The organism is Myxococcus vastator (assembly GCF_010894475.1).
Taxonomy (GTDB): domain Bacteria; phylum Myxococcota; class Myxococcia; order Myxococcales; family Myxococcaceae; genus Myxococcus; species Myxococcus vastator.
In genome coordinates this window covers 19,279-39,573 of sequence record NZ_JAAIYB010000021.1, presented here as the reverse complement: position 1 = coordinate 39,573, position 20,295 = coordinate 19,279, and the positions used below count along the sequence as shown (strand labels likewise).

At 70.3% G+C, this 20,295-nt stretch carries 24 protein-coding genes; 7 read left to right on the top strand and 17 right to left on the bottom strand.

The genetic code is table 11. The annotated features are described in order from the left end of the window. Positions 1 to 170: 170 nt before the first annotated feature. Positions 171 to 995 (top strand): KpsF/GutQ family sugar-phosphate isomerase, encoded by an 825-nt coding sequence (locus G4D87_RS03735; RefSeq protein ID WP_371928475.1) that lies wholly within the window; start codon positions 171 to 173, stop codon positions 993 to 995. 143 nt (positions 996 to 1,138) lie between these two features. On the opposite strand, the gene G4D87_RS03730 is transcribed toward G4D87_RS03735, so the two are convergent. The 9 genes from G4D87_RS03730 to mutM form a co-directional block, all read right to left on the bottom strand. Further along, on the bottom strand, positions 1,139 to 2,479 hold the full coding sequence (locus tag G4D87_RS03730; RefSeq protein ID WP_163778880.1) for a tetratricopeptide repeat protein: 1,341 nt from the start codon (positions 2,477 to 2,479) through the stop codon (positions 1,139 to 1,141). After that, positions 2,476 to 3,000 (bottom strand): 2-amino-4-hydroxy-6-hydroxymethyldihydropteridine diphosphokinase, encoded by a 525-nt coding sequence (gene folK, locus G4D87_RS03725; RefSeq protein WP_163778877.1) that lies wholly within the window; start codon positions 2,998 to 3,000, stop codon positions 2,476 to 2,478. Before folK ends, G4D87_RS03730 begins: the two co-directional genes overlap by 4 nt. Continuing rightward, complete coding sequence (locus G4D87_RS03720; protein ID WP_163778874.1) at positions 2,997 to 3,767, bottom strand: fumarylacetoacetate hydrolase family protein; 771 nt, start codon at positions 3,765 to 3,767, stop codon at positions 2,997 to 2,999. The genes folK and G4D87_RS03720 overlap by 4 nt, the downstream gene beginning before the upstream one ends. Continuing rightward, entirely contained in the window at positions 3,764 to 4,579 is an 816-nt protein-coding gene (gene dapB, locus G4D87_RS03715; protein ID WP_163778871.1) for a 4-hydroxy-tetrahydrodipicolinate reductase, read from the bottom strand. The genes G4D87_RS03720 and dapB overlap by 4 nt, the downstream gene beginning before the upstream one ends. Positions 4,580 to 4,618: 39 nt before the next feature. Next, positions 4,619 to 5,506, bottom strand: coding sequence for a 4-hydroxy-tetrahydrodipicolinate synthase (gene dapA / locus G4D87_RS03710; RefSeq protein WP_163778868.1), 888 nt, complete (start codon positions 5,504 to 5,506; stop codon positions 4,619 to 4,621). A 16-nt stretch (positions 5,507 to 5,522) separates the two neighbouring features. Then, a complete protein-coding gene (lysA, locus tag G4D87_RS03705; protein ID WP_163778865.1) occupies positions 5,523 to 6,764 on the bottom strand; it encodes a diaminopimelate decarboxylase in 1,242 nt (413 codons plus the stop codon). After that, a complete protein-coding gene (lptM, locus tag G4D87_RS03700) occupies positions 6,761 to 7,009 on the bottom strand; it encodes an LPS translocon maturation chaperone LptM (RefSeq protein ID WP_176410040.1) in 249 nt (82 codons plus the stop codon). Before lptM ends, lysA begins: the two co-directional genes overlap by 4 nt. A gap of 2 nt (positions 7,010 to 7,011) precedes the next feature. Next, positions 7,012 to 8,823: a TIGR04551 family protein gene (locus G4D87_RS03695; RefSeq protein WP_163778858.1), complete on the bottom strand. Its 1,812-nt coding sequence runs from the start codon at positions 8,821 to 8,823 to the stop codon at positions 7,012 to 7,014. A gap of 76 nt (positions 8,824 to 8,899) precedes the next feature. After that, positions 8,900 to 9,772, bottom strand: coding sequence for a bifunctional DNA-formamidopyrimidine glycosylase/DNA-(apurinic or apyrimidinic site) lyase (gene mutM, locus G4D87_RS03690; protein ID WP_163778855.1), 873 nt, complete (start codon positions 9,770 to 9,772; stop codon positions 8,900 to 8,902). A gap of 205 nt (positions 9,773 to 9,977) precedes the next feature. Between mutM and G4D87_RS03685 the strand changes: the two genes are divergently transcribed. After that, a complete protein-coding gene (locus G4D87_RS03685) occupies positions 9,978 to 10,802 on the top strand; it encodes a M48 family metallopeptidase (protein ID WP_163778852.1) in 825 nt (274 codons plus the stop codon). A gap of 8 nt (positions 10,803 to 10,810) precedes the next feature. On the opposite strand, the gene G4D87_RS03680 is transcribed toward G4D87_RS03685, so the two are convergent. Both G4D87_RS03680 and G4D87_RS03675 read right to left on the bottom strand, forming a co-directional pair. Continuing rightward, positions 10,811 to 11,857: a YihY/virulence factor BrkB family protein gene (locus G4D87_RS03680; RefSeq protein WP_163778850.1), complete on the bottom strand. Its 1,047-nt coding sequence runs from the start codon at positions 11,855 to 11,857 to the stop codon at positions 10,811 to 10,813. 123 nt (positions 11,858 to 11,980) lie between these two features. Beyond that, positions 11,981 to 12,868, bottom strand: coding sequence for an MTAP family purine nucleoside phosphorylase (locus G4D87_RS03675; RefSeq protein WP_163778847.1), 888 nt, complete (start codon positions 12,866 to 12,868; stop codon positions 11,981 to 11,983). 93 nt (positions 12,869 to 12,961) lie between these two features. Between G4D87_RS03675 and G4D87_RS03670 the strand changes: the two genes are divergently transcribed. Continuing rightward, complete coding sequence (locus G4D87_RS03670) at positions 12,962 to 13,792, top strand: hypothetical protein (RefSeq protein ID WP_163778844.1); 831 nt, start codon at positions 12,962 to 12,964, stop codon at positions 13,790 to 13,792. Positions 13,793 to 13,798: 6 nt separating this feature from the next. On the opposite strand, the gene G4D87_RS39920 is transcribed toward G4D87_RS03670, so the two are convergent. The 6 genes from G4D87_RS39920 to G4D87_RS03640 are packed head-to-tail and all read right to left on the bottom strand — an operon-like array spanning position 13,799 to position 18,014. Beyond that, complete coding sequence (locus G4D87_RS39920) at positions 13,799 to 14,164, bottom strand: ATP-grasp domain-containing protein (RefSeq protein WP_275902257.1); 366 nt, start codon at positions 14,162 to 14,164, stop codon at positions 13,799 to 13,801. Further along, positions 14,053 to 14,706, bottom strand: coding sequence for a DNA oxidative demethylase AlkB (gene alkB, locus G4D87_RS03660; protein WP_163778841.1), 654 nt, complete (start codon positions 14,704 to 14,706; stop codon positions 14,053 to 14,055). The genes G4D87_RS39920 and alkB overlap by 112 nt, the downstream gene beginning before the upstream one ends. 9 nt (positions 14,707 to 14,715) lie before the next feature. Further along, a complete protein-coding gene (locus tag G4D87_RS03655) occupies positions 14,716 to 15,423 on the bottom strand; it encodes a 2OG-Fe(II) oxygenase (protein WP_163778838.1) in 708 nt (235 codons plus the stop codon). A gap of 46 nt (positions 15,424 to 15,469) precedes the next feature. Beyond that, on the bottom strand, positions 15,470 to 16,447 hold the full coding sequence (locus G4D87_RS03650; protein ID WP_163778836.1) for a DMT family transporter: 978 nt from the start codon (positions 16,445 to 16,447) through the stop codon (positions 15,470 to 15,472). Next, entirely contained in the window at positions 16,420 to 17,439 is a 1,020-nt protein-coding gene (gene queG / locus G4D87_RS03645) for a tRNA epoxyqueuosine(34) reductase QueG (RefSeq protein WP_163778833.1), read from the bottom strand. The genes G4D87_RS03650 and queG overlap by 28 nt, the downstream gene beginning before the upstream one ends. Further along, complete coding sequence (locus G4D87_RS03640; RefSeq protein WP_163778829.1) at positions 17,436 to 18,014, bottom strand: cob(I)yrinic acid a,c-diamide adenosyltransferase; 579 nt, start codon at positions 18,012 to 18,014, stop codon at positions 17,436 to 17,438. The genes queG and G4D87_RS03640 overlap by 4 nt, the downstream gene beginning before the upstream one ends. A gap of 148 nt (positions 18,015 to 18,162) precedes the next feature. On the opposite strand from G4D87_RS03640, the gene G4D87_RS03635 reads away from it, so the two are divergent. The 4 genes from G4D87_RS03635 (at position 18,163) to G4D87_RS03620 (ending at position 20,248) form a co-directional block, all read left to right on the top strand. Next, complete coding sequence (locus G4D87_RS03635) at positions 18,163 to 18,957, top strand: thymidylate synthase (protein ID WP_163778825.1); 795 nt, start codon at positions 18,163 to 18,165, stop codon at positions 18,955 to 18,957. Continuing rightward, the gene (locus G4D87_RS03630) at positions 18,954 to 19,433 is read left to right on the top strand and encodes a dihydrofolate reductase (protein ID WP_163778822.1); all 480 of its coding nucleotides are present in this window, start codon (positions 18,954 to 18,956) and stop codon (positions 19,431 to 19,433) included. The genes G4D87_RS03635 and G4D87_RS03630 overlap by 4 nt, the downstream gene beginning before the upstream one ends. Before the next feature lie 121 nt (positions 19,434 to 19,554). Next, positions 19,555 to 19,788: a hypothetical protein gene (locus tag G4D87_RS03625; protein ID WP_163778819.1), complete on the top strand. Its 234-nt coding sequence runs from the start codon at positions 19,555 to 19,557 to the stop codon at positions 19,786 to 19,788. 100 nt (positions 19,789 to 19,888) lie between these two features. Next, complete coding sequence (locus G4D87_RS03620) at positions 19,889 to 20,248, top strand: hypothetical protein (protein WP_163778816.1); 360 nt, start codon at positions 19,889 to 19,891, stop codon at positions 20,246 to 20,248. The last annotated feature ends 47 nt before the right edge of the window (positions 20,249 to 20,295 follow it).

The window sequence follows — 20,295 nt, the reverse complement described above, 5'->3', positions numbered from 1 at the left end:
CCCAGGCGCCTGCCGTCCTCCCCGACGCGGAGGCCACGCTCGCCTACGCGCGGAGCGTGCTGGAGGCCGAGGCCCGCGCCATCCTTGGCGTGACGGAGCGTCTGGGAGCCGACTTCCTGCGCGCCGTGCAACTGGTGCGTGACTGCGCGGGCCAGGTCATCGTCACGGGCATGGGCAAGGCGGGCCACATTGGCCAGAAGCTGTCCGCCACCCTGGCCTCCACGGGCATCCGCTCCGTGTATCTCCACCCCGCGGAGGCGGTGCACGGGGACCTGGGCCGCGTGGGCCGGGGCGACGTCATCCTCGCGCTGTCCAACAGCGGCTCCACGGAGGAGTTGATTCGCCTGCTCCCGTCCTTCAAGCGGATGGAGACGCCCGTCATCGCCCTCACCGGCGACGCGAAGAGCCCGCTGGGCCGGGGCGCGGATGTGGTGCTGGACATCGGCGCCATCGCGGAGGCGTGCCCCATGGGCCTCGTGCCCACGGCCTCCACGGCCGCGCTGCACGCCATGGGTGACGCGCTGGCCATGACGGTGCTGCGCTCGCGGCCCTTCGGCACGGAGGACTACGCGCTGCTGCACCCGGGCGGGAAACTGGGGCGCTCCGTGCAGCGCGTCTTCGAGCTGATGCGGACCGGAAACGCCAACCCACTGGTGCGCGACACCTCGCCCCTGTCCGCGGTGGTGGCGGTGATGACGAAGACGCCGGGCCGTCCGGGCGCCGCGTGCGTGGTGGACAAGGCCGGGAAGCTGGTGGGCATCTTCACCGACGGCGACTTGCGCCGCCGCGTGGAGGCGGGCCTCACCGACTTCACCGTGCCCGTGCGCGAGCTGATGGGGAAGAACCCGCGCTGCGTGACGCCGGAGACGCTGGTGCTGGCCGCGACCACGCAGATGCGCGAGCTGCGCGTGGACCAGCTCCCCGTGGTGGACGTGGAGGGCCGCGCAGTGGGCCTGCTGGACGTGCAGGACCTGCTGGCCGCGAAGTTCGTCTGAGGCGTGGGCCGCGGGGCCTCCGCGCGGTCCTGCTGGACGTGCAGGACCCGCTGGCCGCGAAGTGCGTCTGAGGCGTGGGCCGCGCGGGCCTGCTGAACGTGCAGGACCCGCTGGCCGCGAAGTGCGTCTGAGGCGCGCGAGCGCTACTTGCCCAGCTTCGCCTGCAGGCTGGCCCTGTTGGGATATTCCGGCGCGTCCGTGGCGAGCTTCTCCCAGAGCGCCTTGGCGCCCTTGTCGTCGCCCTTGGCCTTGAGCGTGTCGCCCAGCTTCTCCACGGCGTGCGGATCGCTCTGCACGGCCACGCCCCACACGCGCGCCGCCATGGGGCGCTCCAGGCCCACCAGGGCCCAGGCCATGCCCGCCTTCGCGCGCCCGTTCTCCGGCTGGAAGGGCACCACGCGGGTGTAGTTGGCGAGCGCCTCCTGGTAGCGGCCCTTCGCCAGGTGCTCCTCGCCCTCGTCCACCAGCTTCGCCAGGCCCTGCTCCAGCTCCGGCGTGCGCTCGGTGTTCTTCACCGCGTCCACCATCTCCTGCGACAGCGGCCGGGGCGCATCCGGCGCGGCGGCCGCGGGCGCCTGCGACAGGCGGATGCGGCGGTCCTCCGCGCGCGAGGCCAGCAGTTGCTTGCGGCCCCCCGCCTTCACCGTCTCCTCCACCAGCGCCACCATCCGCTTCGCCATGGGCGCGCGGAACGAATCGGGGTACGTGGTGGCGACCGCCTCGAAGCCCTCGCCCGCCTGCTTCAGCGCCGCCACGTCATCGCCCTTCGTCTCGAAGAGCAGCGCCGCGCGCGCGTAGAGGGCGTCCTCGTGCCGGGGCTCCACCTCCAGCACCGCCTCATAGGCCACCAGCGCCTTGCCGCTGTCATTGGACAGGTAGAGCGCGTTGGCCTGCATCACCGCCACGTCCAGCACCGGCGCCAGCGCCGCGCGCGCACAGGCCGCCGCGCCCGCGGTGTCACCCTTCTTCGCGCGCGCCTGCGCGGCCGCGCCCATGTCCTCCACCGGCATGTTCGGGGTGAAGCCGCAGCCCGCCGCCTCCGGGGTGGGTACCGCGGCCTTGCCCAGCTTCTTGCGCTGCGCCAGGAACAGCTCCCGCGTGGGCTGCGCGCGCGCCAGGGCCTGCTGGAGGTACGTGCTGGCCTCCGCGTTGCGGCCGTTCACGTAGTACAGGCGGCCCAGCGACGCGGCGATTTCGAAGGTCTTCTCCCGGTCCGCCAACCCCTCCGTGGAGTCGAGCTGGCGCAGCAGCTCCTCCGCGGACGGAGGCGCCCGGCCCGTGCCCGACATGGGCGGGTGGCCCGGGGGCAGCTGCTCCGGGTTGATGCTGGGAGCCACGCCCTCCGTCGGCGGGTGGCCCTCCGGCATGCCCGCAGTGGCGGGCGAGGCCGTGGTCCCCGGGGGGATGACCGGGTGATTGGGAGGCAGCGTCGAGGGCTCGGCGGTCAACAGCGCCGCGGTGGCCAGGGCCAGGGACAGGTTCATGTGTCGTTGCTCGAGTAGCTCGCTTCGGGCCACCACGTGGCCTCGCTCCTGCGGACATCCTGCGGGGCGAGTTTCCCGAGGAGCTCCTTCACCGGCATCCCCAGTACCGGATGACGCAGGTGGGGCGCCAGTTCCACGAGCGGCTCCAGGGCGAAGCGGCGCTTGTGCAGCTCCAGGTGGGGCACCTGGAGCGTGGGGTCGGCCACCACCTGTCCCTCCCAGAAGAGGATGTCCAGGTCGATGGTGCGCGGGCCCCAGCGCACGTCCCGGCGGCGGCCCAGGTCCTTCTCAATCTGCTGGAGGATGCAGAGCAGCCGCTGCGGCGGCAGGCCACACTCCAGGGCCACCACCGCGTTGAGGAAGCGCGGCTGCGGCGGCCCCACGGGGGCGCTGTCGAAGAGCGAGGAGCAGTGGAGCACCGCCACCGCGTCGATGCGGGACAGCGCGGACAGGGCGGCGACGAGGTGATTCTCGCGCTCTCCCTCATTGGAACCCAACCCGACGTAGACAGTGTCGCTCACGGCTCCAGCTCAACAGGGTTCACCAGGGTTCCGATTCCCTCCAGCTCCACCTCCACCGTGTCCCCGGCCGACAGCTTCCCCACGCCCGACGGCGTCCCGGTGCTGATGATGTCCCCGGGCAGCAGCGTCATGATGTGGGAGATGAACGACACCAGGCGCGCGGGGCTGAAAATCATGTCGGACGTGCGGCTGTCCTGGCGCACCTGCCCGTTCACCCGGCACACAATCTGGAGGTCGTCGGGGGACAGGCCCGTCACCGCCCACGGCCCCGCGCACGCGAAGGTGTCGTAGCCCTTGGCGCGGGTGTGCTGAATCTCGCGGCGCTGGACGTCACGCGCCGTCACGTCGTTGAAGCAGGTGAGGCCCCAGATGGCGCGCGCGGCGGTGGACGCGTCGGCGTTCTTCAGCTTCTCGCCAATGACGAGCGCCAGCTCCGCCTCGTAGTGGACCTCCTGGCTCGCCTTGGGGATGCGGATGGGCGAGCCCGTGCCGTTGAGCGCCGTGGAGGGCTTGGTGAAGATGAGCGGCTCGGGCGGCACCGGCTTGCCCATCTCCTCCGCGTGCTTGCGGTAGTTCTGGCCGATGCAGACCACCTTGGACGCGTCCGAGGGCACCAGCAGCGTCAGCGAGGACAGCGAGCGGTGGATGCCCGTCTCCTTCGCGCCGGCCCAGGGCGCGGCGGTGAGGACCACCACCTCGGAGCCCTCCACCCGGCCGTGGTGCGCACGGCCCTCGTGCAGGAAGCGGCAGTAGCGCGCGGTCGTCATGAAGTCCTCTGGAAGCCGAGCACGTCGGCCATGTCATGGAGACCCGGCGCGCGCCCCGCCACCCAGCGCGCGGCCCTCAGCGCGCCCGCGGCGAACTGGTCTCGGTTGGTGGCGCGGTGCGTGAGCTCGATGCGCTCACCTTCGCCAAGGAAGTACACGGTGTGCTCGCCCACCACGTCGCCGCCGCGGAGCGTCTGCACGCCAATCTCGCGCGTGGGCCGCGCACCCAGCTGCCCATGCCGCGCGAAGGTGAGGTCCTCCTGGGTGCGCCCCAGGGCCTCCGCCAGCACGTCCGCCAGCCGCAGCGCGGTGCCGCTGGGCGCGTCCTTCTTCATGCGGTGGTGCGCCTCCAGGACCTCCACGTCGAACCCCGGCCCCAGCACCCGCGCCAGCTCCGCGGCCATGCGGATGACCAGGTTGACGCCCACCGACATGTTCGGCGCGGCGACGATGGGCACCGTCTTCGCGCTCTGGGCCAGCGCCGCGGACGCCTCCGGCGTGAAGCCGGTGGAGCCCACCACCAAAGCCACGCCGCGCGCGGCGCACACCTGCGCGTGCGCCACGCTCAGCTCCGCGCTGGTGAAGTCGATGACGACGTCCGCCCGCGCGGCGTCCAGCGCCCGCTCCAGGCTGTCCACCACCGTCACGTCCACCGGGCCCAGCCGCGTGGCCACCCCGGCGTCCTGGCCCACCGAGGCGCTGCCCGGCCGCGCCGTGCCGCCCACCACCCGCAGGTCTCCCGAGTCGCGCGCCAAGCGAAGCAACGTGCTGCCCATGCGGCCGGTGATGCCGGTGATGACGGTGCGAATCATGTCTGCCGCGCTCCAGGTAACGGCGAGGTGCGAGAAAGCTCAGCCCGTGAGCAGGCCCAGCTGGCGCAAGGTGTCGCGAAGCTTCGCGGCGTTGGGCTCGGTCATCTGCACCAGGGGCAACCGCACTTCGGGCCCGAACAATCCCATCACGTGCAATCCCCACTTCACGGGCGCGGGGCTGGACTCGATGAAGAGCAGGCGGTGCAGCTCATTCATCCGCACCTGGAGGTCGCGCGCCACCGCGATATTCCCCGCGCGCGCCGCCGCCACCAGGTCCGCCATCAGCCGCGGCGCCACGTTGGAGGACACGGAGATGACGCCCTTGCCACCGCAGGCGATGAAGGGCAGCACGGTGAAGTCGTCGCCGGACAGGAGCGTCATCCGGTCACCGCACTTCTCCAGGATGTCGATGGCCCGCGGCATGCTGCCGGTGGCCTCCTTGAGCGCCACCACCTCCGGGATGTCACACAGCCGCAGCACCGTGTCGGGCAGCAGGTCCACGCCCGTCCGGCCCGGCACGTTGTAGGCGATGATGGGGAAGCCCGGGTGCGCCTTGGCCACCGCGCGGTAGTGCTCCAGCAAGCCCGCCTGCGTGGGCTTGTTGTAGTACGGCGTGACGATGAGCGTGCCGTCCGCGCCCGCCTCGCGCACGCGGCGCACGCCTTCGATGGTCTCCGCGGTGCTGTTGGAGCCGGCGCCGCCCACCACCGTCACGCGGCCCTTCGCCTCCTCCACCACCACCTTCACCGCGCGGGCCCGCTCGTCGGCCGTCATCGTGACGGCCTCGCCCGTGGTGCCCATGGGGACCAGCACGCTGGTGCCCCCCTCAATCTGCTGGCGGACCAGCGCCCGGTAGGCGGGCTCGTCGAGCGCTCCGTCGCGGAACGGAGTGGCCAGCGCCGTCATGGAGCCTTCGAAGGTCTTCATGCCGGCGCTTATACGTTCAGGCCCGCTCGCCGCGCCAGAGATCCTCGATGCGCTCGCGCTCCCGGACCACGCGCCACGCCTCACCGTCCACCAGCACCTCGGCCGGGCGTGGCCGGGAATTATAGGTGGACGACATACTCATGCCGTACGCGCCCGCGCTCATGAAGGCGAACAACTCGCCTGCCTGCGGGAGCACCAGGGAGCGTGCCTTCGCCAGCACGTCGGTGGATTCACACACCGGCCCCACCACGTCTACCTCCACCGCCTTGCCCCGCCGCTTCACCAGGGGTTGAAAGCCGTGGTGCGCATCGTAGAGCGCGGGGCGCAGTAAGTCGTTCATCCCCGCGTCCACCACCACGAAGTGCCGCGCCGGCGTCTTCTTCCGGTACAGCACGCGCGTGAGCAGCACGCCCGCGTTGCCCACCAGCGCCCGGCCTGGCTCCAGGATGAGCGTGGCCCCGGTGGCCCCCGCCGCGGCAATCACGGTGCGGGCGTACTCGTCCGGAGACGGCGGCGTCTCGTCCGAATAGGTGATGCCCAGCCCGCCGCCCACGTCCAGGTACGCCAGCGGATGGCCCTGCGCCTTGAGCGCGGAGTACAGGCCCGCCACCTTGGACAGGGCCGCGCGCATGGGCGCCGTCTGGGTGAGCTGCGAGCCGATGTGACAATCCAGCCCGGCGGCCAGCAGGCCCTTCATCTTCTTCGCGCGCGTGTAGAGGGCCACCGCCTCCTCGAACGGCACGCCGAACTTCGACGTCTTCAACCCGGTGGAGATGTAACGGTGCGTGCGCGCATCCACGTCCGGATTCACGCGCAGGGCGAAGGGCGCGCGGCGGCCCAGGCGGCGGCCCACGGCGTCCAGCGCCTCCAGCTCCTCGGCGCTCTCCACGTTGAAGAGGAGGATGCCCGCGGCCAGCGCCGCCTCCATCTCCTCCTGCGTCTTGCCCACGCCAGCGAACACCGTCTTGCCGGCGTCCCCGCCCGCGTGCCGCACCCGGGCCAGCTCGCCGCCAGAGACGATGTCGAACCCGCCGCCGCGCTCGGCGATGAGCCGGAGGATGGCCAGGTTCGAGTTGGCCTTCACCGAGTAGCAGATGAGGTGCGGCCGGTCTCCGAAGGCCTCCGTCACCACCCGGACGTGCCGGGTGAGCGTGGCGGTGGAGTACACGTAGGTGGGCGTGCCCACGGACTCGGCGATGGCCGCCAGCGGCACCTCCTCCGCGTGGAGCACGCCCTTGCGATAGGTGAAGTGATTCACGGGGCTCCCGCGTCCTCGGACGTCGGCGGTGACAGCGGCGTCTCCACCCCGGTCTCCGGCGTGGGAGACAGGGTGGGCCCTGATGGCGCCAGGGGCCCTCGCTCCGACTCGGGGGGCGGCGGCTGCGTCTGGGTCGCGGGCGCTGGCGGCGGCCCGGGTGGCCGGGGCGGCCCCTTGATGCCACACGCCGCCAGCGTCAGTGACACGCCGGCGGCCACGCACAGCGCCGCGAGGACCTGGCGCATGGCTAGAACTGCATCCCCAGCCACGCGCGGATGGTCTGCGGCGTGTCCAGGTCGTTGCGTAGCGTCTCGTTGAACTCCTGCAGGCCGCTCATCGGGAACAGGATGCCGTAGGCGAGGCCGGCGATGAACCCGTCCTCCGTCTTGTAGTCCGCGCCCACGTTGACCTCCAGGCCCAGCGCCTTGCTCGTGAAGGACGGCGTGGACTGCGCGTACATGGCCTGCGAGTAGATGACGCGACCGTAGAGGTCGAAGCCCTCGGTGATGGTGTACTTCGCCGACGGGCGGACGTAGAACGCGTCCGTCACCCCGACCAGCAGCTCGCGCCACAGGATGAGGTCGATGCGGTAGTCGCGGTTGAAGCGGAAGTTGCGGATCGCGTTGTCCGTGCAGCCGCCCGTGCCGCAGGCGTACTGCGGGCCCTCGAAGTCCCCCTCCGCCGTCTGGCCGTTGGTGCCCGAGCCCGGACGGCCCGGCTGGTTGCCGAAGCCCGCCGCCTTGTCGCCGGAGGCGAAGCCCAGCTCCATGTTCAACGACAGCTTCTGGTTCAGCAGCCGCAGCTCGCCCTGCGCCACGCCGCCGAACTGCGCCACGGTGAGGCTCTGGTTGAGCGTGGGGTCGTTGATGCCGCCCACGTCCAGCGCGCGGTTGCCGATGCGGCCCAGCTGGGCGGCGGCCTCGAACTCCAGCCGCCAGTTCTTCTCCTCGTACTTGAGCCAGAGGTCCGGCACGAACAGCGACGCGTCGCGCGGGATGAAGCCGGTGTTCTGCCCGTTCGTGGTGGAGCCGTCGTACTCCCACTTCTGGGTGCGGTAGGTGAAGTGCAGGCCGTACTGGAGCACGCCCTGGTTGTTGTCCAGCTTGGAGCGGATGACCTGGTCGGTGTCCCGGCGCGCGATGGCAATCACCCAGCTGTGCGCGTCATCGGACTGGGTCAGGTCGATGGGCTCGCCCACGGTGCCGCGCGTGTCGGTGACGCCCTCCGAGTTGAAGTCCAGCATCGGCGTGACGTACCAGCCCTCGAAGGGGTTGGTGACGAACTGGACGCGGTCCACGGTGTCGCCGAAGTCACAGTCGAAGCAGGTGCCGTCGTTGCGCAGCATGCCCAGGCCCCACTGGCTGCCCATGCGACCGAAGCGCAGGATGCCCACCGGCGTCTTCACCTCGCCATAGGCGCGGCGCAGCTTGATGGAGTCCTGGAGCGCGTCCGCCAGCGGGTCCTGGCTCTCCGAGAAGATGCCGAAGAGGTTGCGCGTGTTGCCGGGCAGCAGCGTGTCCGGCATGGCGCCCATGATGAAGTTGTCCAGGCCGAGGACCTCCATCTTCAACGCCACCTGCTCGGAGATGTTGAAGGTGGGCTCCAGGCGCACGCGCATGGTGGCGAAGGACTGGGTGTTCTCCTGCGCGCTGCGCGGCGAGCGCGGGAAGAGCTCCCGGCCCGGCACCTTGCCCAGGTCGAACTTGTAGAAGAGCGTGGGGCGGACGCGGAAGTAGCCGTCGAGCGTGAAGACCTCGAGCTTGCGCTTCTCCTCCGGGAACTCCTCGGCCCACGCGTCCGTGGCGCCAATGGACTGCTTGGCGGCCTCGGCGCGAATCTCCTCGCGCAGCTCCTCCTTCAGCGCTTCCAGGTCGTCACGGCTGACGCCCTCGCGAGTGGAGGACACAGGCGCGGGCTCCGCGGGAACAGGCTCCGCGGGGGCGGCGGGAGCAGCGGGTGCGGCTTCCGCGGGCGCGGGCGGGCTACCCTCGGGCACCGGCGTCTGAGCGGTGGCCGTGGACGAAGCGACGAGTAGCGCCGCCAGCAGGGCGTGAGACATGGGCAACGATCTCCAGGGCCACCTGGGGCGGCCGGGTCTGAAAGGCGGGCGATTCAAGCGACGGGACCAAGGGGTGTCAACGCTTACCAGGGCGGGCCTTCACGCCGTCAACGGCTGGCGCCCCCACCTCACGACGGCGTCCGTCCCCCGGCTGGCACCGGGGGCAGAAGTGGGTGGTGCGGCCTCCCTGGGTGAAGGACTCCACCCGGGTGTCACACTGAGAGCATGGGCCCCCCGCGCGGCCGTATACCAGGAACGGATTCTCCGAACGCCCTTCCTCCAGGTACACCGGCTCCTCCCCCTCCTGCTCCTTGAGGCCGAAGTCGATGGAGGCGCGGATGGCCTGGACCAGGCGTTTCCACTCGTCCGGCGTCAGGGAGCCGGGCTGGCGCGCCGGGTGAAGCCCCGCGCGGAAGAGCGCCTCGGCGGCGTGGATGTTGCCCAGGCCGGAGATGCGCTCCTGGTCCATCAGCGCCACCTTCAGCTCCCTCCGGGAGGTGCCCACGGCCTGTTGGAGCTGCCCCGCGGTGAGGCCATCCGCCAGCGGATCCCTCCCCAGGATTCGCACCGCGTCCAGCTCCCGCAGGCGCGCGGCGGGCGCCGGCTCCAGGCGGCCGAACATCCGTGGATCGGAGAAGTGGATGACCTGGCCGTCGTCCAGGTGGAACCGGGCGCGGCTGTAGGGCGCCACCTGGGCCGCGGCGCGGCGCACGAACTTGCCCGTCATCCCCAGGTGCCCCATCAGCCCCTGGCCGCCCTCGAAGGCGAAGAGCAGGTACTTGCCCCGGCGGACCAGCGACTCCAGCCGGCCGGTGAGCGCGTTGAACTGCTGGCGCTCGGCGCCGCGGAAGATGCGGGTGTTCTCCGACTCGGCACGCACGAGGCGCCGGTCGCGGAACCAGCGGACCAGGTTGCGCCGCGCGATTTCGACTTCGGGTAACTCAGGCATCCTGCCCGGGCACATACACCGGCGGGCGGCCCCACGCACCGCCTACCTGCCGGGCAGCGAACACGGGCGCGGTGGCGGCGCGAAGGGCGGATGCCAGGAGGCTTGCACCACGCGGCCCTTGAAGGCAGGTGCCGATGTGGGCCACCGTCCCGCCTCCCGCGGAGCAACGCGGCGTAGACCTCTGGAAAGAAAGGCACCACTCGTCATGCAGCGCATCCTCGTGGCGGTACTGGGAGTCACCCTGACATTGGGCCTGTCGACGGGCTGCGCCAAGCAGCGCATCTCCGCCGAGAAGGCCGTGGCCCGCACCCTCATCTCCGACGAGCAGGAAGAGCAGCTCGGCAAGCAGGTCAAGGCGGAGCTGGAGACGAAGGAGAAGATCAAGTACGTGGAGGACGCGGCCGTCGTCGACTACGTGCGCGGCATCTCCGCCAGCATCCTGAACCAGGCCTCCAAGGACCGGCCCGGGGTGAAGTGGAAGATCCACGTCATCGACGACCCGAAGATGGTCAACGCCTTCGCCACGCCCGGTGGCTATCTGTACGTCTACACGGGCCTCATCCTGGCCGCGGACACCGAGGCGGAGCTGGCCGGCGTCATGGCGCACGAGGCGGGCCACGTCGTGGGCCGTCACTCCGCGCGCGCCATGGTCAACCAGATGGGCCTGCAGGCCATCACCCAGGCGGCGCTGGGGCAGAACCCGGGCACCGTGGCGCAGATCGCCGCGCAGCTGGTGAGCGGCGGCACGATGCTGGCGCACGGCCGCAGCGAGGAGATTGAAGCCGACGAGTACGGCGCTCGCTACGCCTCCGGCGCGGGTTATGACCCGCGGGGCCTCATCACCTTCTTCGAGAAGTTGCAGAAGGAGCAGGGCGACACGCCCGCGCTGATGAAGTGGCTGAGCACGCACCCCACCAACCGGGACCGCATCACGAACATCCAGAAGATCATCTCGCAGAAGAACCTGCGGGGCAGCAACAACGCCCCGGGCGGGCTCCCCGCCATCAAGCAGTCCCTGGGCGGCAAGTAGTCCCCGCCTCAGTGCATCGTGGAGGAGCGGGCGTCCTGCTCCTCCACGGTGGGCTCGGGCTCCTGGCCCCGGGCCACGCGGCGCCGCCACCGGAAGCGCGCCAGCTTCGAGCGCATGGCGCTGCTGGCGCTCTTGGCCGCGCCGGCCGTCTTCAGGGGCGGCTCCAGCGGCGCGGGCTCCCCGAAGCCTCGGGCGCCCTTCGACTTCCCCTCCACCGAGGCGTGCTCGAGGATGGCGTTGATTTCGCCTCCGACGATGAAGATGAGCCCGGAGAGGTAGAGCCACAGCAGCAGCACCATCACGCCACCAATGGAGCCGTAGGTGACGTTGTACTTGCCGAAGTGCTCCACGTACTGCGTGAAGCCCCAGGTGCTCGTCAGCCACAGGCCCGTGCCCAGGACGGAGCCGGGGGTGATGTACTTGAAGCGCTGCTTCACGTCGGGCAGCAGGTAGTAGCAGCACGCCAGCACCAGCATCACCAGTGACGCGGTGAAGGGCCAGCGCAGCCAGGACCACACGAGGTGGAAGGCGTCCACGAGCTGCAGCTTCCCCGCCAGCCACAGCCCCAGCCGCCCGCCGAGCAGGAACACGGCGAAGGACAGCGGGATGAGCAGCGAGCCCATCAGCGTCACCAGCATCGCCAGGCCCTGCGTCTTCCAGAGGGGCCGGGTCTCGGAGACGTCGTAGGCCAGGTTGAGCGCGGTGCGCAGCGCATTCACGCCGCGCGAGGCGGACCACAGCGTGATGACCAGACCGGCCGTCAGCAGCTTGGGCTGGGGCTGGTTGACCAGGGACTGCAGGTGCCCGGTGATGAGCCCCAGCGCGTCGCCCGGCACCAAGGGGCGGATGCGGTCCATCATCGCGTCCACCGCGCCCGGGGCGATGGGCAGGTACGCCACCAGCGTGACGAGGAAGAAGAGGAAGGGGAACAGCGAGAACAGCAGGTAGTACGACAGCTGCGCCGCGATGTCGGTGACGCTGTCCTCCTGGAACTCCTTCACGAAGCGGCGGCTGAACTCGCGCCAGGACAGGTGCTTGAGTCTGGGCCGCCGCATGCTCGCCTCCTCGCTTCGGGTCGTACCGGGGCCCAGAAGGTGAAAACGGAAGCGCGCTTTGGCAGCAGGCGGCCGGGCGAGCGCACGGCGTGTGACTCGGCCGAATGGCCGGGTGAAGTGTCGTCAGGCGACGTTGGGCGGGAGGTATCTGCCCAGCAGTGGACGGAGGCGGCCGCGCACCTCGTCGGGGATGCGGGTGCGCTCGGTGCCGATGGCCAGGGCCAGCGCGGTGTCGCAGCGGCAGGTGGCGCGGGCTTCGCCGATGCGAGGCAGCGCGCGGCGGATGAGCGCGGCGCCGCTGGCGGTGACGGCCTTCCGGTTGTGGGAGATCTGCGCCAGCAGGTCGTCATGCGCCTGCCCTGGCGCGCGCGGCTGCCACGAGTCGTAGTCCGTGGGCAGGGCCACCAGGGCGTAGTGGAGCTCCGCCTCGCGGGCGAGCCGGGCCTCGGGCATGCCCGTCATGCCCACCAGGTCCGCGCCCCACGTGCGGTAGAGCATGCTCTCCGCGCGGGTGCTGAGGGACGGCCCTTCGATGCAGACGTAGGTAGCCTCGGTGTGCACGGCCGGCCCCAGCGGGTCCCTGACGTGCTCGAGCACCTGGCGCAGGGTGCCGCAGAAGGGGTTGCCCAGGTCCACGTGGACGGCGACGTCGTCGTAGAAGGTGCAGGGACGGCGGTAGGTGCGGTCGATGACCTGGTCCGGCAGGGCGAGCTGGAGCGGCTGGATGTGCTCGCGCAGGCTGCCCACGGTGCCGGTGGCGAGGACGTGGGTGACGCCCAGGACCTTCAGCGCGTACATGTTGGCGCGGTAGGGCGCGCGGGTGGCGTTGTAGACGTGGCCGGCGCCGTGACGGGCGACGAAGGCGACGGAGACGCCGTTGAGCTCGGTGGTGACGATGGGGCCCGCGTGAGGACCGAAGGGTGTCTCCAAGATGTGGGAGTCGCCCTTGCCGGGGATGCCCAGCGCCTGGGCCAGCCCGGGGCTCCCGATGATGCCCACCCTGACAGCCATGTGCCTCCTCGTGGCGCGACCATCGCGCCAGGGGACCATAACGCGCCCCCCTGGCGCCGGAACCCCAGAAGACTGGTAGTTTTCGTAATCGCCATGCGAGCCCTCCTGATTCTTGGCCTGACCCTCGCCGCCGGTCCCGCCGCGGCCGCCGTCCCCTCTGGCTGCCAGGAGGACTACGCGACCTGCAAGGAGGACTGCTCCATTGAGTTCGGAGGCAGCGGGCGCACCATCAAGCAGCTCACCCACTGTCTGGCGGAATGTCAGGAGAACGTGGGCCTGTGCGCGGACCGGCACTCGTCGCTGAAGGGGCTGCCCGCCGGGGTGGTGGCGGATCCGCCGAAGCGGCGGAGAGGGAAGAAGCTGACCCGCGAGGAGGACCCGTTCGGCGACGGTGACGCGCGGCCCACGCGCAAGCGCAGCAGCCGCGAGGACGACCCGTTCGGGGATGAGCAGCCCTCGGGCCGGCGGGACGGCTACCGCGCGTCGGAGTCCTCCGTGGCGGCGGAGCCTTCGCGCCGCGCGCCGGAGCCTGTTCCTCCGCCGCCTCCGTCCTCCGGTGTCGCGGTGGAGGCCACGCGGACGGGCGTTTACCGGGCGAGTGAGTCGGATCCACCGCCGTCTCCTACTCCCGCCTCGGCTCCCGCGGACCCGACGTCACTGGGTGACCTGGACTCGGCGGATGACGAGCCCACGGTGATGGCGCCGCCAGAGCCCACGCCTGCGTCGGCCGCGCCCGAGCCGATGAACCCCACCCCGCACGCCGTCTCCGCGAGCCCGGCGAAGAAGGACCCGCTGCTCGACGAAGACGTGTCCGACGCCCCGCCTCCGGCCGTGAAGAAGCCCGCGCCCAGCAAGTCCAGCCGACCGGCGCTGCCTCCCGAGCCTGAGTACGACATCTCCGACTGGGACCCGAACGGGGATTGAGGCGCGCTACGACGCTCCAGTTTCACGCTCGACGTCGAGGATGGCCTGCCAGAGCGCGAACGGGGAGATACCCGCGTAGCCGCTCTCCTGGCCATCGTTGCACTCAATGACAATCCACCGGCCCGATACCTCCTGGGCCACGTCCACCACGAGGAAGGGCACGTCCAGCCGACGCGCCACCTCACGCCCGAGCCCGAGCGCCTCGTGCTGCTCTGCCGGCGTCAGGGTGTACGGCGTGCCCTGCCACCAGTAGGCGCGTTCTAATGCGCCTTGCGGAACGTCAGGTTGATGCGATGCCCACCCACCTGCGGATGGTGGCCCGGCTTGAGCGGCATGACGCCGTGGTAGCGCAGGCGGGCTGGCCCACCCCAGACGACCACGTCGCCGTGGCTCAGGCGCACCCGCGCCGACGGGTCCGCTCGCTCCGCTCCACCGAAGAGGAAGACCGCCGGGAGCCCCAATGAGACGGAGACGATGGGCGCGGTGAAATCACGCTCGTCCTTGTCCTGGTGCAGCGACATCTTCGCGCCGGGCTCGTAGCGATTCACCAGGCACGCATCGGGCGTGAACCCATCGAAGCCGGCCTTCGCGGCGGCCATCCGCGCGAGCCGCAGGAAGACCGCCGGCATCTCCGGCCAGGGCCGCCCCTGCACCGGGTCCACCGAGGCATAGCGATACCCCGTCCGGTCCGTCACCCAACCCCACGAACCACAGCTCGTCATCGCCACCGACATGCGGAACCCGCCCGGCGTCTCCATGTGGCGGAACGGCGAAGCGAGCGCGACATCGTGGACCGCGCTCAGCAGCTCCGCGTCCTGGGTCAGCGCGAAGCCCCGAAGCACCTTGGCACCGGGACCGAGCGACTCCTCGCGAGGACCGGTGCCACCCAGGCCGTCGAACAGGTCCATCGTCATGCGCGCACCTCAAGCCGCATCATGGAAGATGACGCCCACCGTATGACGCTGTCCCGAGCGGATGCGGCTGACGCCGTGCCGGAGGTTGACACGGTACACGCCTCGCGTGCCCTGCACCGGGCGGTGATGGACGGCGAACACCACGGCGTCTCCCTGGCGCAGCGGGACGACCTCCGCGCGTGACTGCATGCGCGGACGCTGCTCGGTGAGGACGAACTCGCCTCCCGTGAAGTCCCGCCCGGGCTCGGACAGCAGAATCGCCACCTGGAGCGGGAAGACGTGCTCCCCATAGAGGTCCTGGTGCAGGCAGTTGTAGTCGTCCGCCGCGTACCGCAACAGCAGCGGCGTCGGCCGCACCTGCCCCGCCGCGTGGCAGCGTTCGAGGTATGCCGCGTGGGACTCCGGGTACCGCACCTCGATGCCCATGGCCGTGTTCCAGCGGTTCGCAATCGGCGCGAGCCGGGGGTACAGCGCCTCGCGCAGCCCGGCGACCACGTCCGGCAGCGGGTACTCGAAGTACTTGTACTCCCCTCTTCCGAAGCCGTGCCGCGCCATCACCACGCGGCTGCGGAACACGGCGTCTTCCGGGTACAGCGCCGCCAGGGCGTCACACTCGGCCGGCGTGACGAGCCGCTCCAACGTCGCGCAGCCTCGCGCGTCCAGCTCCTCCGAAATCCGTGCCCAATCGACATCGGCCACCCGCTCCGGGACATGCATGACTGGAAACTAAAGGGCGGAGACGGGCCTGGCACTCCGAGTCTTGCTATCCGACGCTCGATGAGGCGGGAGGCCGCTCTGGCGCGGCTGGCGCCACAGCGGGCAGCCGGACGTGCGCCGCCTGCGTCAGCCGCACCCCCAGGAGCACGAGCACACCGCCCACCGCGACCTCCCAGTGCAGCGCCTCATCCAGGATGGCCCACGCGGCCAGCGCGGTCGCCGCGGGCTGGAGGTTGGAGAACACGGCCACCTTCGACGCGGGCACCCTCGACAGCGCGAAGTACCAGAGCAGATACGCCACCACCGACGTCAGCAGGCCCAGGTAGACGATGGAGTACCGGGCCGCGGGGCTCGCCGCGAGCACCGCGTCCGGCTTCGCGAAGAACGGCGCCATCAGCAGCATCATCAACGTGGAGGCCACCATGCTCCACGCCGTCGCGCGAATCGGTCCGTGGATGGCGACGAACGGCTTGCCCTCCGTCGTGTACACCACCCATGACATCACCGCGCCCAGGATGAGCAGGTCACCCGTCAACGAACCGCTCGCATCCGCCAGCCCGCGCCCCAACAGCAACACCACCACGCCCGCGAACGCCGTGACGATGCCGCCCATCGCCCGGAGCGAGGCCCGCTCATGCCCCCGTCCCAGGCTGAGCAGGTACACGCCCAGCGGCGTCAGCGCGTAGAGCAGCGCCGCGTGCGCCGCCGTCGACTGGGCCAGGCCATGGAAGAAGAACACCTGGTTCACCGGCCCCGCCAGCAGGCCCAGCAGCAGCACCCGCCCCCACTCGTTACGAGGCGGCAGCCGGGGCCCAGGCAGGAACCACAGCAGCAACATGAACACCGAGCCGCTCAACACGAAGCGCCACAGCACCACCGTGAGCGGCGCCAGCTCCGACATCGCGCGTTTGCCCGCCAGGTATGTCCCCGCGCTGATGAGGACCTGGAGGATGAGCCCGGCGTAGACCGGGCCCAGGGGCTGCGGAGAGGTGGACGTCAGGGGTCGAGCTGAAGGAGCGCCCATTGCGCGGCGGTACGTACCAATTCGCTCGAATCGCCGCAGAGCTTTTCCAGCAACGGTTTCGCATCCGCCTGCTTCGCCACCCCCAACGCATACACGGCGTTGCGGCGCAGCCCGTCGTAGCGTGCGCGCGCCAGCGCGGTGCCAGGTATTAGGTGCTCATACTGTTCCAGTGTGAGTCCCGCGAGTTCGCGCACACCCAACTCCGCCACCGCTCGGGGCGCGAAGCGCGGGTGCTCGGCGAACACCGGTCGGCGGTTCAGCGGACACACCTGCTGGCAGATGTCGCAGCCGAAAATCAGGTTGTCGAACTTGAGCCGGAACGCCTCCGGCACCTGCTGCTCGCGGTTCTCGATGGTCTGGTAGGACAGGCACGCGCGCGCGTCCACGCGGCCATTGCCCACCAGCGCGCCCGTGGGGCAGGACATGAGGCAGCGGCGGCACGCGCCACACCGGTCAGCCGCCGGGCCGTTGCCATAGTCGTCCACCTCGGCATCCACCACGAGCGTGGCCAGCAGCACCCACGAGCCATAGGGCTCGGTGATGAAGCAGCCGTTCTTCCCCACGTAGCCGAGCCCCGCGCGCGCCGCCCACACCTTCTCCATCAGCGGACCACTGTCCACGCCGCCGTAGGTGCCCAGCCCCGGGTACATCAGATTGAGCGCCTTGCGAAACGCCTTCATCCGGTCGCGCAGCGTGGAGTGGTAGTCGCGTCCGCGGGCATAACGCGCGATGGGGGAGTCCACCGTCTCCGCGTCGTCGCGCCAGTAATTGTTCGCGAAGGAGATGACCGTCTTCGCGCCCGGCAGCAGGACCGAGACGTCCAGCCGCTCGGCGGCCCGCTCGCCCATCCAGTCCATGTCCGCCGCGTAGCCCGCGGCCACCCACGACAGCAGGAAGTCAGGCGGGATGGGCTCGGCGCGCGCGAACCCCACCAGGTCGAAGCCCACCGAGCTGGCGAGGTCACGCAGATGGGCGGTGGGCAGCATGCTCACAGGGGCGCGTCCGACGACTTGGAGGGCTTCGCCGGAATCCACTTCACGTCTTCCACGCTCGCGCGGTGGTTGACCACGCGCGCCAGGACGAAGAGCAGGTCGGAGAGCCTGTTGAGATAGACGACCACCGCCTGCGGAATCTTCCCTTCGCGCAGCAGCGGCACCGTGCGGCGCTCGGCGCGGCGGCAGACGGTGCGCGCCAGGTGCAGCGCGCTCGCGGCCTGCGTGCCTCCGGGCAGGATGAAGTGGGTCATCGGCGGCAGCTCCGCCTCGAAGCCGTCAATGGCGCGCTCCATGTCCTCGGCCCACTCGGCCTTCAGCTCGGGGATGTGCGCCGAGGCCTTCGTGCCCTCGGGCGTGGCCAGCACTGCGCCCACCGTGAAGAGCTGGTCCTGGAGCCGGTGGAGCAGCGCGTCCACGTCCGTGGGCCCCTCGAAGCTCCGCACGAGGCCGAGGGTCGCGTTCAGCTCATCCACTTCCCCATACGCGTCCACACGCACGTCGTCCTTCGCGACGCGTCCGCCACCGAACAGACCGGTCTCTCCGGCATCACCGCTCTTCGTGTAGATTTTCATGTCCCGGCTTCTAACGGTGCGTCGCGACTGGCGTCCATGAGAAGCCGCAGGCTTGCAACACACGTGTGGGGGGCTCTACGCATTTCACTCCGAGCGGCGCTCCTGCTTAGGGCTTTAAGTCGGCCACCGGCTCAGTTACATGGGCCCCATGCAGCCCTATCTGTCCCTGCTCGACCACGTCCTGCACCACGGGGTGAAGAAGGGCGACCGCACCGGCACGGGGACGCTCAGCGTCTTCGGGCCCCAGCTCCGGTTCGACCTCACGCAAGGCTTCCCGCTCCTCACCACGAAGAAGCTGCACACGAAGTCCATTGTCCACGAGCTGCTGTGGATGCTCGCGGGGGACACCAACGTGCGCACGCTCCAGGCCCAGGGCGTCACCATCTGGGACGAGTGGGCCAACGCCGACGGCAGCCTGGGCCCCGTGTACGGGCACCAATGGCGCTCGTGGACGGCGCCCGGCGGCGGGCACATCGACCAGATGAAGGCGCTGGTGGAGGGGCTGAAGAAGAACCCCGACTCGCGCCGCCACATCATCAGCGCGTGGAACGTGGCGGACCTGCCGTCCATGAAGCTGCCGCCCTGCCACGTCCTCTTCCAGTTCTACGTGGCCAACGGCCGGCTGTCCTGCCAGCTCTATCAGCGCAGCGCGGACCTCTTCCTGGGGCTGCCCTTCAACATCGCCTCGTACTCGCTGCTGACGATGATGGTGGCGCAGGTGACGGGCCTGCAGGCGCACGAGTTCATCCACACCGTGGGCGACGCGCACCTGTACCTGAACCACGTCGAGCAGGCGAAGACACAGCTGTCGCGCGAGCCGCGCCCCCTGCCTCGCATGCGCCTCAACCCCGAGGTGACGGACCTCTTCGCCTTCAAGTACGAAGACTTCACGCTCGAAGGCTACGAGCCGCACCCCGCCATCAAGGCGCCCGTGGCCGTATGAAGCTGTCCGCCATCGTCGCCATGGCGGCGAACCGCGTCATCGGCGCGGGCAACCAGCTCCCGTGGCGGCTGCCCGCGGACCTCGCGCGCTTCAAGCGCATCACCATGGGTCACACCCTGGTGATGGGGCGCAAGACGTACGAGTCCATCGGCCGCCCACTGCCGGGCCGCACCTTCATCGTCGTCACCCGTCAGCGCGACTTCGCGCCCCCGGGCGTCCAGGTGGCGCACTCCGTGGACGAAGCGCTCTGCCTGGCGGAAGCCAGCGGCGACCCGGAGGTCTTCATCGCCGGGGGCGCGGACCTCTACGCCCAGACGATGGACCGCGTGCGGCGCCTCTACCTCACGCACATCGCCCGGGACTTCCCCGGTGACACCCGGTTCCCCGACGTGGACCTGTCGGGTTGGACGTGCGTCGAAGAGGAAGCACATCCCGACGCCGAGCCACCCCACACCTTCCGCACCTACGAGCGCTGACGCCCCCCTTCGCCCGGCGGCGGCTACATGCATGCCCGGGCGAGGGCACGCGCCCACATTCCTTCCCTCAAACGTTAAGCGCACAATCCGGACTTCACCCGTCAGTCCCAAGGAGCTCCGGATGAGCAAGACGTGGATGCGAGGACTTGGATTGGTTGCGGCCGTGGTGATGATGGCCTGTGGCGGCCCCGTGGAAGAAGCCCCCGTGGAGGAAACGGGCAGCGCCGAGCAGGAACTGCGCATGTGTGACCTGCAGGGCCGGTGTGCCGCCAACGAGGTCTGCGTGGGCGGCCCCGGTGGCACCTGTTACCCGTGCAACCGCTTCCCGCAGTACTGCGACATCGTCATCGAATAGCGCGCAGGTGAAGCACCTTGAGGCGCCCGGCCATCCATCCGGCCGGGGGCCTCCCGTCCCGTCGCGTGGCACCTCCCGACGCCATGCACACCTCCACGGGATGCAGACCACCCTTCTGTCTCGTCCCATCGAAGTGCCCTGGCGGACCGCGGCCCTCTCCAGCGCCGCCGTGCTCACGGCTTCCAACGTGGCCGCGCTCGTGGCCAGCCTTCGGCTTGCTCCCTTGCTACGCCACCGCCTGAGGCCGCGGCCTCGTGCCCTCCCCGCCCTGGCCGTCGGGGCCACCGCGCTGGGAGCGCTCGCCATCGGCGCGCTCAGCATCGGCACCCTGGCCATCCGCGCCCTGACCATTGGCAAGCTGCGGGGTGACGACTGGCAGGTGGACTCACTCCGCGTGGGCTCCCTCCAGGTCGTGGAGACGATTGGACCTTCGGGCTACTCCGATGTGAGCGCGACCTGATTCCGGCTGATTTTGAAGTTGCTTCGCAAGATTGAAAGGTCACCACC

Coding starts and splice junctions, on each gene's coding strand:
- G4D87_RS03735 (WP_371928475.1), top strand. CDS start 171: ATGGGCAAGGCGGGCCACATTGGCCAGAAGCTGTCCGCCACCCTGGCC.
- G4D87_RS03730 (WP_163778880.1), bottom strand. CDS start 2,479: ATGAACCTGTCCCTGGCCCTGGCCACCGCGGCGCTGTTGACCGCCGAG.
- G4D87_RS03720 (WP_163778874.1), bottom strand. CDS start 3,767: ATGACGACCGCGCGCTACTGCCGCTTCCTGCACGAGGGCCGTGCGCAC.
- dapB (WP_163778871.1), bottom strand. CDS start 4,579: ATGATTCGCACCGTCATCACCGGCATCACCGGCCGCATGGGCAGCACG.
- dapA (WP_163778868.1), bottom strand. CDS start 5,506: ATGAAGACCTTCGAAGGCTCCATGACGGCGCTGGCCACTCCGTTCCGC.
- lptM (WP_176410040.1), bottom strand. CDS start 7,009: ATGCGCCAGGTCCTCGCGGCGCTGTGCGTGGCCGCCGGCGTGTCACTG.
- G4D87_RS03695 (WP_163778858.1), bottom strand. CDS start 8,823: ATGTCTCACGCCCTGCTGGCGGCGCTACTCGTCGCTTCGTCCACGGCC.
- mutM (WP_163778855.1), bottom strand. CDS start 9,772: ATGCCTGAGTTACCCGAAGTCGAAATCGCGCGGCGCAACCTGGTCCGC.
- G4D87_RS03685 (WP_163778852.1), top strand. CDS start 9,978: ATGCAGCGCATCCTCGTGGCGGTACTGGGAGTCACCCTGACATTGGGC.
- G4D87_RS03680 (WP_163778850.1), bottom strand. CDS start 11,857: ATGCGGCGGCCCAGACTCAAGCACCTGTCCTGGCGCGAGTTCAGCCGC.
- G4D87_RS03675 (WP_163778847.1), bottom strand. CDS start 12,868: ATGGCTGTCAGGGTGGGCATCATCGGGAGCCCCGGGCTGGCCCAGGCG.
- G4D87_RS03670 (WP_163778844.1), top strand. CDS start 12,962: ATGCGAGCCCTCCTGATTCTTGGCCTGACCCTCGCCGCCGGTCCCGCC.
- alkB (WP_163778841.1), bottom strand. CDS start 14,706: ATGACGATGGACCTGTTCGACGGCCTGGGTGGCACCGGTCCTCGCGAG.
- G4D87_RS03655 (WP_163778838.1), bottom strand. CDS start 15,423: ATGCATGTCCCGGAGCGGGTGGCCGATGTCGATTGGGCACGGATTTCG.
- G4D87_RS03650 (WP_163778836.1), bottom strand. CDS start 16,447: ATGGGCGCTCCTTCAGCTCGACCCCTGACGTCCACCTCTCCGCAGCCC.
- G4D87_RS03640 (WP_163778829.1), bottom strand. CDS start 18,014: ATGAAAATCTACACGAAGAGCGGTGATGCCGGAGAGACCGGTCTGTTC.
- G4D87_RS03635 (WP_163778825.1), top strand. CDS start 18,163: ATGCAGCCCTATCTGTCCCTGCTCGACCACGTCCTGCACCACGGGGTG.
- G4D87_RS03630 (WP_163778822.1), top strand. CDS start 18,954: ATGAAGCTGTCCGCCATCGTCGCCATGGCGGCGAACCGCGTCATCGGC.
- G4D87_RS03625 (WP_163778819.1), top strand. CDS start 19,555: ATGAGCAAGACGTGGATGCGAGGACTTGGATTGGTTGCGGCCGTGGTG.
- G4D87_RS03620 (WP_163778816.1), top strand. CDS start 19,889: ATGCAGACCACCCTTCTGTCTCGTCCCATCGAAGTGCCCTGGCGGACC.